This window comes from Dinoroseobacter sp. S76, assembly GCF_049801095.1.
Taxonomy (GTDB): domain Bacteria; phylum Pseudomonadota; class Alphaproteobacteria; order Rhodobacterales; family Rhodobacteraceae; genus Dinoroseobacter.
On the sequence record NZ_JBNAGH010000017.1, the window covers coordinates 32,685 to 45,224 of the forward strand.

Consider the following 12,540-nt stretch of genomic DNA (forward strand, 5'->3'; position numbering starts at 1 on the left):
AAATTCAGGCCACAGCGCGAGAAATTTCAACCGGGAAGGTCACGCGGAAGGCCGCACCTTTCTGGCCGCGCAGATAGCTGATCGAGCCGCCCAGCTTGACCATCACCTCGCGACAGATCGCAAGGCCAAGCCCCGCGCCGCCGGCCTTGGATTGGTCGTCGAGACGGGCAAACTTCTCGAAAATCACGCTTTGACTGCGTGCCGGGATGCCCGAGCCATTGTCAATGAAATCAAGGGCCAGCGCCGCGCCATTGCTGTTCACGCGAATGGTCAGCTCCGGCTCGTCGGCGTCGCAATACTTGATCGTGTTCGCGATGATGTTGATGAAGACCTGCACCAGCCGGTCCGTATCCGTATGGATCAGGTGATCCTCTTGCGCGGGATCTCGCAGCACCGTGAGCGGACGGTTGCGGCCCGCCGCCGTGGCCGACAGCGCGCGATCAAGCAGGTCGCCCAGCATCTCTTCCTGCGGGTTGAGCACGACCTGGCCATTCTCCAACACACTCAAATCCAGCAGATCGTCGAGAAGGCGCGTCAGACGCAGGCTCTCATCATGGATGATGGTAGAGTAGCGGGTCTGTGCGGCACTCTCGAGCGTGCCCTCCATCAGGATTTCGGAGAAGGACCGGATCGAGGTCATGGGCGTGCGCAGCTCATGACTGATCTGGCTGAGGAAGGCGTCCTTCTGGATCGAAAGCTCGGTGAGTTTCTCATTCGCCTCGCGCAGCTTCGACGCGGTCGCCTCCAGCTCGCGGGACTTCGCCTCAAGCTGGCTCGAATACTCCATCATTTGCGCGGTCTCATCGGCCACGGCCATCAGTTCCCGTACGGAGACCGCGGCCCCGCCATTGATCTGGGCGATCATCGCATGGGCGGTGGCAGCACCGACGGAACCTGCCAACTCACGCTCAAGATCCACGAGAAATTCTGGCGTCGTATCGGGCAGATACCCGGTCTTGCCCTGCTCCGCGGCGGCCCGGACAAAGACGCTCTGGGCGTGTTGCGGGCCAAGGATCCGTTGCGCCATGATCAGCAGGTCCTCAGCCTCGGCACGGCCACCGGCCCAGCTGCGCGGGGTACTGGAATGCTCAAACACATTGACGAACTGCGCGCCCTGCAGCCGCTCCATCGGGGACGGAAAGGACAGGAGCGAGACACCGAGAAAGAGCCCCGCATTCACCACCATGGACCACAAGAGCGTGTGGACCAACGGGTCGAGCCCGGTCAGCCCAAAGAGCGCATGGGGCTTGAGAAACCCGATCCCCAGGGGACCATGCTCGACAATATCCGCAAAGAGTGATTGCGGCACGGCAAGGCTCGGGAAGTAAAGCGTGTAGGCCCAGAGCGCAAAGCCCGCCACGAGCCCCGCAACGGCGCCGCGCCGCGTGGCCCCACGCCAGAAAATGCCACCGAGCAGCGCGGGCAGCACTTGCGCCGCCCCGACGAAGGAGATCAAGCCGATCGCCGCGAGCGCCTCGCCCCCGTCAGACACCGCGTAATAGGCATAGCCAAGCCCCAGCACCGCCGCGATGGAGACCCGGCGCGACAGCAGCATCGCCCGGCGCACATCGCCGGACACGCTCGCCTTGCCACCATCCTGAAAGCTCAACCAGACCGGCATGATCAGATGGTTCGACACCATGGTCGAGAGCGCGATGGCCGCCACGATCACCATGGAGGTCGCCGACGAAAATCCGCCCAGAAAGGCCAGCGCCGCCAGGGTGTTCTGGTCCTGCGACAGCGGCAGCGTCAGCACGAAGAGGTCCGGGTTTGCCCCCTCAGGCATGATGTCGAGCCCGACCACCGCGATCGGGATCACGAAAAGGCTCATCAGCATGAGATAGGCCGGAAAGGCCCAGCTCGCGGTGCTCAGATGCGCCTCATCGGCATTCTCGACCACCATGACCTGGAACATACGCGGCAAACAGATCACCGCGGCAGCAGAGACGAAAATCAAACCGACCCAGCGGCCGCCCTCGACCTCCCATGTCGAAACTGGCGAGGCATCGATCCGCGCCACCATGTCGGCCACGCCGCCCCCGATCCCCCAGACCACGAAGACCCCCACGGCGAGCAGAGCCACAAGTTTGACCACCGCTTCGACCGCAATGGCCATGACCACACCATGGTGGCGCTCATTCACGTCGAGGTTTCGGGTCCCGAAGAGCACGGTGAAGATCGCAAGGCCAATCGCCACCCAAAGCCCGTCGGTCACACCATCCACCGGGTTCGCGAGATCGGCCATATCCTCGGCACCGAAAACCGCCAGTGAGAGAGACACCGATTGCAGCTGGAGCGCGATATAGGGCGCAGAGGCGATCACCGCGACCACAGTGACGATCACTGCCAAGCCGTTCGACTTGCCGTAGCGCGATGAGATCAGATCCGCGATGGAGGTGATGCGTTGGGCACGCCCGATCCGCACGAGCTTGCGCAAGAGCCACCACCACCCCACGAAGACCAGTGTGGGCCCCAGATAGATCGTCACGAATTCCAGCCCGGAGCGCGCGGCATAGCCGACCGCGCCGTAAAACGTCCAGGCGGTACAATAGACCGAGAGGCTGAGCGTGTAGATCATCGGCGCGCGGAGCCAGCCGATCTTGCCTTGGGACGCCCGCCGCTCGGCCACGAAGGCCACCGCAAACAGAAAGACCACATAGGCCAGCGAGATCACCACCAGCAGGTTCAGCGTCAGCATTACCCGTCTCCGTTCCGATCTGGGCTGTCGGGTGTGGCCTCGCCGCTCAGGGCGCGGCCAAGGGCGCTATTGGGCGGCGGCGCGAGCAGGTCCACATCCCCGCCCCCCGGCTGGGGCGGTGGCGCGAAGCCCGGGGCGCGGGTGGTCGCCTGCTCGGCGCGCTTGATATAGCGGGTCAGAAGCGCGCCAAAGACGATCAGCAGAATCCAGAGCAGAAAGACATAGATCATCGCCTCGGCGGTGGAGCCGGCCTGCCCCTTTGGCAAAAGCAGCATCGGCACCACAAAGAGGAACGTTCCGAAGACCGGCAAAAGCCGCGCCGCATCGATCAGCCGCCGACGTCGGTACGGCTCGGGCTGCAGGAACAGAGGTGGCCGCCCCCGGGCCATCTCAGGCGCTCAGATCCCGCACGCGATCCAGAATTTCGCGGTTCGAGAAGGGTTTGGTCATGAAATGGGACACGCCATAGCTCTCGGCGAGCTCGCGATCCTTCTTCTGGCCTTTCGCGGTGAGCATCAGGACCGGCATCTCCGCCGTCTCCGGATTGTCCCGCAGATCGCGCAGGATATCGAACCCGCTCCGGTTCGGCAGCATCACGTCGAGCATGACGAGATGCGGCGCCTCGCGCGCGATGGCGTCCAGGGCCGTGGCCCCGTCAGAATGTGTGCGCACGTGCCAACCCTCGCGCGACAGTATGAAACTGATCGCCTCGATGATATTCGGCTCGTCCTCGATAACCAGAACGGTTTTCGCCATGATCGGTCCCTCCTCCGCTCTGGCGATTCTTAGGCGCATCACAATCGCCCGCTTGACGGTCCATGTCAAAGCACTAGCGGGGGCAAATGATGTATTTTCGGGCAACACGGAAAAAGCGCCCCCGCCTCAACCCGCGAGGATCGAGGGTTCGCGCCGTGCGCTACAGGCATCGCGCGGACAGATCCGGCAGGTTGTGCCGATGGCCCGGGGCTCAGCGGCATCGCGGGCGGGCCGGTCCACCTCCATCACCAGCATCCAGGCCCGGGGGATCTGCGGCACATCAAAGGCGACGGGGGTGCTGACCTCGCTGATCGCGTAGGTGACGAAGCGGCGGCCCGGCGGGGTCGCGACATCCACCTTCAAGGGCTGGGTCGGATGGCTCAGGGATTGGTAGACCGGCCAGAGCGAACAGGCCGCCCCGAAGCGCGGGATCGGGAAACCGTCGATCCCCTTGCGGTGGAGCAGACTGCCGGAGCTGTCGGCGACGACCAGCCCCACATCCACCCCGCCAGCGCTTTGCGGCAGGCAGGCGAGCCGGTGCATGACCTGCGGCAGCGGCACCTGAAACTGCTGGGCGAGTTTTGCCGGATCCCGCTCCTTCTCAAACGCGGCTTGCAGGGGTTTCAGCGGCAGACGGTCCGCGTCGCGGATATAGGTCCGGAAATAGCTGAGCGCGAGGGCGCGGGCCTGGGGCGTGGCGAGCTGCGGCGCATGGTCGATCAGGTCCTCGGCAGCCGCGATCCCGCCGGTCTCCAGCGACGCAAGATGGTGCTCATGCTCGGCGAGCACAGACTCCAACGCTTCCTGCGCCGTGGCGAAGGTCACCTCCGAGGCCACTTGCGTGTCAAAATAGGACACCAGCGCCTGACTACCCTGAGCCAGCCGGTCGCTTTCTTCCAGCATGTTGCGATGGAAGCGGTCGCGCCATGCGGCCTCGATCTCGGGTGTCTGGGCGAGGATCGCCGCGGTGGAGCGGATCGCCGTCACGTTTGAGACCAGATCATGCATTGCCTCGGCCAGAAACGGGTCATGGGTCAGGCGGTCATTCAGCGCCTCGATCGTGCGCTCCTGATTGACCATCCGCCGCCGCTGAGCGGCGATCAGCTGGGCCCAGCCGGGGAAGCGCGCAACGAATTCCTCGATCCGGTCGAGCTCCGCAGCACTGCGCCGGGCGGAGGCCGCTGCCTCCCGCAGCCCCTCCAGCAAAGTCTCCTCCGCGCCCTGGGTCAGGGCGTTCACATCGACCCGCAGGGCCGTGGCGATATCAAGGAGGACTTTTCCGCCGATTCTGCGGCGGTTGTGTTCAATCAAGTTGAGGTAGGAGGCCGAGATCCCCACATCGCGCGCCAGATCCGCTTGCTTCATGCGCAAAGACTGACGCCTTTCGCGGATGCGGCTGCCGGTCAGTGAGCTCTTGGGCATGGATAAACCTGAGTGTTATCACGGGTTTTCTGCAACCGCGCGAGAATAACTTTACACATACTGCATGTGCATTGTCCAATCGTTTACAAATAAATCTAACAAATCGAAGCACTTGTTGCGCCGCACTGCAAATCTGTAATTTCTTTGGGCTGGGTTTGCACGCAGTGCGCCCATCGCGGGGCGGGAGTGAGGATCAGCCCCCGGACAAAAACATTGGGAGGACTTCAATGTCTAAATCTGAGATCAGTCGCCGTCGCGTACTGAAAACAGGCGCGGCCACAGGCGCGGGCCTTGCCCTGCCCACGATCTTTACCGGCGCGGTATGGTCGGATGGTCATACCGGTTTCACCAACGCCCCTCAGGGCAGCACCGTCACCCTGGGCTTCAACGTGCCCCAGTCCGGCCCCTATGCCGACGAGGGTGCCGACGAACTGCGCGCTTATGAATTGGCGGTCGAGCACCTGAATGGTGGCGGCGATGGCGGCATGATGAGCACCTTCAGCTCCAAGGCCCTGCAGGGCAACGGCATCCTGGGCAAGAAGGTCGAGTATGTCACCGGCGACACCCAGACCAAATCCGACGCCGCGCGCGCGTCCGCCCGCTCGATGATCGAGAAGGACGGCGCGGTAATGGTCACCGGCGGCTCCTCCTCCGGTGTGGCCGTGGCCGTGCAGGCGCTCTGCCAGGAGGCCGGCATCATCTTCATGGCGGGTCTGACCCACTCGAACGACACGACCGGCAAGGACCGCAAGGCCAACGGTTTCCGTCACTTCTTCAACAGCTACATGTCCGGCGCGGCCCTCGCCCCGATCCTGGCGAAGAACTATGGCACCGACCGGAAGGCCTATCACCTGACGGCGGATTACAACTGGGGCTACACCACGGAAGAAGCCGTGAAGTCCTCGACCGAGGCCATGGGCTGGGAGACGGTGAACACCGTGCTCACGCCGCTGACACAGACCGACTTCTCCGCCTATATCACGCCGGTTCTGCAGTCTGACGCTGACGTTCTGGTGCTGAACCACTATGGCGGCAACATGGTGAACTCGCTGACCAACGCGGTGCAGTTCGGCCTGCGCGATCGTCTCGTCAACGGCAAGAACTTCGAGATCGTCGTGCCGCTCTACTCCCGCCTGATGGCGAAGGGTGCGGGCGCCAACGTGAAGGGCATCTTCGGCTCGACGAACTGGCACTGGTCCCTGCAGGATGCAGGCTCGCAAGCCTTCGTCCGCTCCTTCGGCACCAAGTACGGCTTCCCGCCGTCCCAGGCCGCGCATACCTGCTACGTCCAGGCGATGCTCTATGCGGATGCGGTCGAGCGCGCAGGTTCGTTCAACCCTTGTGCCGTGGCAGAAGCCCTCGAAGGCTTCGAGTTCGACGGGATGGGCAATGGCAAGACGCTCTATCGCGCCGAAGACCACCAGTGCTTCAAGGACGTGCTCGTGGTGAAGGGGAAAGAGAACCCGACCTCCGAGTTCGACCTTCTGGAGATCGTGGAAGTCACCCCGGTCGAGCAGGTGACCTACGCCCCCGACCACCCGCAGTTCGGCGGTGCAGACGCAACGCTCGGGACCTGCAACCCGGGCGCCTGATCCGCAACGATCTGAGCCTTAGACCGGGACGGGCGTTTTCGCGCCCGTCCCTCCTCTGCGCCCCGGAACGGCGCAGTCCGCATCAGCCGAGGTGGGAGCCATGGACGCAATCATCCTTCAAATTCTCAACGGTCTGGACAAGGGATCAGCCTATGCGCTGATCGCCCTGGGTCTGACCTTGATTTTCGGCACCCTGGGTGTCGTCAATTTCGCCCATGGGGCGCTGTTCATGATGGGCGCCTTCTGCGCCGTGACCCTGAGCCGGATCCTGACCTTGAGCCATCAGGTGGTGGATGAGACCCGGACCGACTTTCTCGGCAACCCGCTGAAGGTCGATGTCCCTTACGTCTACGACATTTTCGGGCAGACCGCGGGGGATGCGATCATCGACTGGGCGGTGCCACTGGGCATCCTCTTTGCCCTGCCGATCATGGCCGCCATCGGCATCGCCATGGAGCGTGGGCTGATCAAGCACTTCTACAAGCGCCCCCATGCGGACCAGATCCTCGTGACCTTCGGTCTCGCCATCGTGCTGCAGGAAGTGATCAAGTATTTCTACGGTGCGAACCCGATCCCGACGCCCGCCCCCGAAGCCTTTATCGGCTCCTTCGACTTCGGTGCGATGCTGGGCTTTGATCCGGGCTCGATCATCTATCCCTATTGGCGCCTCGTGTACTTCGTCTTCGCGATGATCATCATCGCCGCCGTCTTTGCCTTCCTGCAATTCACCACCTTCGGGATGGTCGTGCGGGCCGGGATGGCTGACCGCGAGACCGTGGGTCTCTTGGGCATCAATATCGACAAGCGCTTCACCATCATGTTCGCCATTGCCGCCTGTGTGGCCGGTCTTGCGGGGGTGATGTACGCGCCGATCAACTCGCCAAACTACCATATGGGCATGGACTTCTTGGTCCTGAGCTTCGTGGTGGTGGTTGTCGGCGGCATGGGCTCCCTGCCCGGCGCTGTGGCGGCAGGCTTCCTTTTGGGGATCCTCGAAAGCTTTGCATCGATGTCCTGGGCCATCAACCTGGTGCCCGGCATCAACCAGATCATCATCTACCTTGTCGCAATCATCATCTTGCTGACCCGGCCCCGTGGCCTGATGGGACGCAAGGGCGTGATGGAGGACTGATCCATGTTCGGACTTGAGAAAAAAGACACCGTCCTTCTGATTATCGTGGCCTGCCTGACCATGCTGGCGCCCTTCCTCCTCAACCCCTTCCCCGAGGGCTCCGGTCTGGCGCAGTTCAACGCGGGCTACCCGGACCTGATGCAGCGCTTCGTGATCTTCGGGATCTTCGCCATCGGCTTTAACATCCTCTTCGGGCTGACGGGCTACCTCTCCTTCGGCCATGCGGCCTTCCTTGGAGTGGGCTCCTACGCGGCGATCTGGATGATGAAGCTGCTGACCATGAATGTGATCCCGGCGATCATCGGGGCGGTCATTCTGGCCGGGGCGTTCTCGCTGCTGGTGGGGTGGATCTCGCTGCGGCGCTCGGGGATCTACTTCTCGATCCTGACGCTGGCCTTCGCCCAGATGTCCTATGCGCTGGCCTATTCGGTGCTCACGCCGATCACCGGTGGGGAAACCGGTCTGCAGCCCAAGGTCAATGACCCGCGCCTGCTGGACCCGGCCCTGGCGGATGGCGCGACGCCTTCGGCGAACCTCTTTGGCCTGACTATGAAGTCGAGCTACGAGATGAATGTGGGCGGCTGGCTCTTTACCTTCAACGCGGGATACTACCTCGCGGCCGTGATCATGCTGATCAGCTTCTATGTGGCGATCCGTATCTTCCGCTCGCCCTTCGGGATGATGCTGCGCGCGGTGAAATCCAACCAGCAGCGGATGAACTATACCGGCCTGAACTCCAAGCCCTATACCCTCGCGGCCTTCGTGATCTCCGGCATGTATGCCGGTCTGGCAGGCGGGCTGATGGTGGCCATGGACACCCAGGTGGGCCCTGAGCGGATGTTCTGGACGGCCTCCGGTGAGGTTGTTCTGATGACCATCCTCGGCGGTGCGGGCACCCTGATCGGTCCGGTTCTCGGCGCAGGTATGATCAAGTACATGGAGAACATCATCTCCAAGATCAACGAAACCATCCTGCACCAGTGGTTCGCCTTCCTGCCCGACGGGATGGAGGACGCGCTCGTCGCCATGGTCTATCCCTTCATCGGCAAGGGCTGGCACCTGACGCTTGGCATCATCTTCATGCTCGTCGTGATCTTCCTGCCCGGCGGCCTCGTCGAGGGCGGCCAGCGCATCGCGCGCCTCTTTGGCCGCGGCAAGAAAGCCGACAGCGATGACGGCAAGAAATCTGCCGAAACCACCCCTGCGGAATAAGGAGAGAGACCCATGGGAATTCTCGAAGTCAAAGGGGTGGGCAAACGCTTCGGCGGCCTCCAGGCGCTCGGTGACGTGAACCTCTCCGTCAAGGAGCAGACGGTTCACGCCATCATCGGCCCCAACGGGGCGGGCAAGTCCACCCTGCTCAACTGCCTCGTGGGCAAGCTGATCCCGGATACCGGATCGGTGATGTTCGACGGCCAATCGGTGCTGGGACGCTCCCCGCACGAGATCTGCCAGATGGGGATCAGCCGGGTGTTCCAGACACCCGAGATCTTCAGCGATCTGACAGTGATGGAGAATGTGCTCATCGCGTGTTTCGCCAAGCGCGACGGGTCCTTCGAGCTCAACGCCATTGTCTCGGTCCGCAGCCAGTCGGACATGCGCGACATGGCCGAAAGCATCCTCAAGGATGTGAACATGCTCGACAAACGCAACATGCATGCGGCCTCGCTCAGCCGTGGCGACAAGCGGCGGCTCGAGATGGCCATGTGCCTCGTGCAGCAACCGCGCATGCTCTTGCTGGACGAACCCACGGCGGGCATGGCGCGGGCCGACACGAACAACACGATCGACCTGCTCAAGGAGATCAAGGACACCCGCGACATCACCATCGCGATCATCGAGCATGACATGCATGTGGTGTTCTCGCTCGCCGACCGGATCACGGTTCTGGCCCAGGGCACGCCCCTGGTCGAGGACAGCCCGGAAAACATCAAGGGCCATCCCAAGGTGCGCGAAGCGTATCTCGGCGAAGCGCACTAGGAGGGGATAGAGATGAATGTGAAGCCTGACTTCTCCAAAGGCGTGAACCACGCCGAAACCGCCCCCGCGTATCTGAGCGTTTGGGACATGCACGCCTATTATGGCGAGAGCTACATCGTGCAGGGTATCAGCTTTAACGTCCATGAGGGCGAGATCCTGGCGCTGCTCGGCCGCAACGGTGCGGGCAAGACCACGACCTTGCGGGCCATTGCGCGCCTTGCGGAGCCTCAGGTGAGTCATGGCGAGATCTGGCTCGACCACCAGCGCCTGCATGAAATGGAAAGCTATGAGGCCTCCATCGCCGGGCTGGGGCTTGTGCCCGAAGATCGCCGGATCATCCCCGGCCTGACGGTGGAGGAAAACCTCCAGCTCGCCCAGATCGTCGAGCCCAAGGGCTGGTCCATCGACCGTCTCTATGACCTCTTCCCGCGCCTCGGCGAGCGCCGCAAGCAGGAGGGCGTGACCCTGTCGGGCGGCGAGCAGCAGATGCTCTCGATTGCCCGCGCCCTGGCCCGGGACATCAAGGTGCTGCTCCTGGACGAGCCCTATGAGGGTCTCGCCCCGGTTATCGTGGATGAGATCGAAAAGACCCTGCGCATCATCAAGGAGCAAGGCATCACCACTGTGATCGTCGAGCAGAACGCCGTGCGCGCCCTGCAACTGGCGGACCGCGCCGTGATCCTCGACACCGGCTCCATTGTCTTCGACGGCACTGCCGCCGAAGTGCTCGAAAACGCAGAATTGCGGGCCGAGTACCTGGCGATCTGATCGCCATCCCCCCCGCTCGGGACGCATCCTAAGGGCGTCCCGAGCTCCCGCGCCCGAGAGGTGCGGCGCTGCCCCGTGATCCTCAGGCTCTTGATTTGACGCAAGACGCGCGGCACGCTGCGGGCGCATCTACGACCAAAGCACAAGGCGACAGGGACGAATGCGGCAACCAGCGCGCTTGAACACGCGATCCCTCGCTTGCACAGTTTTTGCAACCAATTCGAATTCGGGGGACCCCAATGCTTGACGAAAAAGACGGTGTTTACACACCCAGCGCCGACTTTGTGAAGAACGCCCATATCACGTCGGAAACCTATGACGCGATGTATGCGTTGTCGGTTTCTGATCCTGAGGGTTTTTGGGGGGAGCATGGTCGGTCTTTGGACTGGATCAAGCCCTACACCAAGGTGAAGGACACGTCCTTTGCCCATGACGATGTGCATGTGAAGTGGTTCGAGGACGGCACGCTGAACGTGGCGGCCAATTGCATCGACCGGCATCTGGCCACGCGCGGCGATCAGACGGCGATCATTTTCGAGCCCGATGATCCCGAGGAGCCGGCCCAGCACATCACCTACAAGGCGCTGCATGCCTCGGTCTGCAAGATGGCCAATGTTCTCGAGGAGATGGGCGTGCGCAAGGGCGACCGGGTCATCCTCTATCTCCCGATGATCCCCGAGGCGGCCTATGCGATGCTCGCCTGCGCGCGGATCGGCGCGATCCATTCGATCGTCTTTGCGGGCTTCTCCCCCGACGCCCTGGCCGCCCGTGTGAACGGCGCCGATGCCAAGGTCGTGGTCACCGCCGATTACGCACCGCGCGGCGGCCGTCAGACCCCGCTCAAATCCAACGCCGATGCGGCTCTGCTGCACACCAAGGACAGCGTCAAGATGCTGGTCGTGAAGCGCACCGGCGGTCAGACCACCTGGGTCGATGGGCGCGATTTCGACTATAACGAGATGGCCATGGAGGCCTCCGACCACCACATGCCCGTCGAGGTCGAGGCCGAGCATCCGCTGTTCATCCTCTACACCTCCGGCTCCACCGGGCAGCCCAAGGGCGTGGTGCACAGCTCGGGTGGCTACCTGCTCTATGCGGCGATGACCCAGAAATACGTCTTCGACGTGCATGAGGGCGATATCTACTGGTGCACCGCCGATGTGGGCTGGGTCACGGGCCACAGCTACATCGTCTATGGCCCGCTCGCCAATGGCGGCACCACGGTGATGTTCGAGGGCGTGCCGACCTATCCGGATGCGTCCCGCTTCTGGGAGGTCTGCGACAAGCACAAGGTCACCCAGTTCTACACCGCCCCCACCGCGATCCGCGCGCTGATGGCGAAGGGGCCGGAATTCGTCGAGAAATGCGATCTGAGCACCCTGAAAGTGCTGGGCACCGTGGGCGAGCCGATCAACCCCGAGGCCTGGAACTGGTATAATGACCATGTGGGCAAGGGCAAATGCCCGATCGTCGACACCTGGTGGCAGACCGAGACCGGTGGTCACCTGCTGACGCCGCTGCCCGGGGCCACGGCCCTGAAGCCCGGCTCGGCCACCACGCCTTTCTTCGGCGTGCAGCCCGTCGTGCTCGAGCCCACCACGGGCGAGGAAATCACCACGACCGAATGCGAGGGCGTGCTCTGCCTCAAGGACAGCTGGCCCGGCCAGATGCGCACGGTTTACGGCGACCATGAGCGCTTCGTGAAGACCTATTTCAGCGACTACAAGGGCTACTACTTCTCGGGCGATGGCTGCCGCCGGGACGCGGATGGCTATTACTGGATCACCGGCCGGGTCGATGACGTGATCAACGTCTCGGGCCACCGGATGGGCACCGCCGAAGTCGAAAGCGCGCTGGTCGCCCATGCCAAGGTGGCCGAGGCCGCCGTGGTCGGCTACCCGCATGAGATCAAGGGCCAGGGCATCTATTGCTACGTGACGCTGATGAACGGCGAAGAGCCCAGCGAGGAGCTCCGCAAGGAGCTGCGCACCTGGGTCCGCACCGAGATCGGCCCGATCGCCGCCCCGGACCTGATCCAATGGGCCCCGGGCCTGCCGAAAACCCGCTCCGGCAAGATCATGCGCCGCATCCTGCGCAAAATCGCCGAAGACGACTTCGGAGCCCTCGGAGACACCTCAACACTCGCAGACCCCTCCGTCGTCGATGACCTCATCGAAAACAGAATGAATAAG

General features: G+C 63.1%; 10 protein-coding genes. 6 read left to right on the forward strand and 4 right to left on the reverse strand.

What is annotated here, in order from left to right:
- Positions 1-4: 4 nt before the first annotated feature.
- The 4 genes from ACP153_RS22075 to ACP153_RS22090 all read right to left on the reverse strand — a co-directional run bounded on the left by ACP153_RS22075 (position 5) and on the right by ACP153_RS22090 (position 4,876).
- Positions 5-2,698 carry an ATP-binding protein gene (locus tag ACP153_RS22075; protein WP_424973182.1) on the reverse strand — a complete coding sequence of 898 codons (2,694 nt, stop codon included), beginning with the start codon at positions 2,696-2,698 and terminating at the stop codon, positions 5-7.
- Positions 2,698-3,087, reverse strand: a complete 390-nt coding sequence (locus tag ACP153_RS22080; protein WP_424973183.1) for a hypothetical protein — start codon at positions 3,085-3,087, stop codon at positions 2,698-2,700. The genes ACP153_RS22075 and ACP153_RS22080 overlap by 1 nt, the downstream gene beginning before the upstream one ends.
- Position 3,088: 1 nt before the next feature.
- Positions 3,089-3,454: a response regulator transcription factor gene (locus ACP153_RS22085; protein ID WP_424973184.1), complete on the reverse strand. Its 366-nt coding sequence runs from the start codon at positions 3,452-3,454 to the stop codon at positions 3,089-3,091.
- Positions 3,455-3,580: 126 nt separating this feature from the next.
- A complete protein-coding gene (locus ACP153_RS22090; protein WP_424973185.1) occupies positions 3,581-4,876 on the reverse strand; it encodes a short-chain fatty acyl-CoA regulator family protein in 1,296 nt (431 codons plus the stop codon).
- Positions 4,877-5,103: 227 nt separating this feature from the next.
- On the opposite strand from ACP153_RS22090, the gene ACP153_RS22095 reads away from it, so the two are divergent.
- The 6 genes from ACP153_RS22095 to acs form a co-directional block, all read left to right on the forward strand.
- The gene (locus ACP153_RS22095) at positions 5,104-6,468 is read left to right on the forward strand and encodes an ABC transporter substrate-binding protein (protein ID WP_424973186.1); all 1,365 of its coding nucleotides are present in this window, start codon (positions 5,104-5,106) and stop codon (positions 6,466-6,468) included.
- Positions 6,469-6,568: 100 nt separating this feature from the next.
- Positions 6,569-7,600 (forward strand): branched-chain amino acid ABC transporter permease, encoded by a 1,032-nt coding sequence (locus tag ACP153_RS22100; protein ID WP_424973187.1) that lies wholly within the window; start codon positions 6,569-6,571, stop codon positions 7,598-7,600.
- 3 nt (positions 7,601-7,603) lie between these two features.
- Positions 7,604-8,812, forward strand: a complete 1,209-nt coding sequence (locus ACP153_RS22105; protein WP_424973188.1) for a branched-chain amino acid ABC transporter permease — start codon at positions 7,604-7,606, stop codon at positions 8,810-8,812.
- Positions 8,813-8,824: 12 nt separating this feature from the next.
- A complete protein-coding gene (locus tag ACP153_RS22110; RefSeq protein ID WP_424973189.1) occupies positions 8,825-9,580 on the forward strand; it encodes an ABC transporter ATP-binding protein in 756 nt (251 codons plus the stop codon).
- Positions 9,581-9,592: 12 nt separating this feature from the next.
- The gene (locus ACP153_RS22115; protein ID WP_424973190.1) at positions 9,593-10,348 is read left to right on the forward strand and encodes an ABC transporter ATP-binding protein; all 756 of its coding nucleotides are present in this window, start codon (positions 9,593-9,595) and stop codon (positions 10,346-10,348) included.
- A 239-nt stretch (positions 10,349-10,587) separates the two neighbouring features.
- On the forward strand, positions 10,588-12,540 hold a 1,953-nt coding region (acs, locus tag ACP153_RS22120), incomplete at its 3' end, for an acetate--CoA ligase (RefSeq protein WP_424973191.1).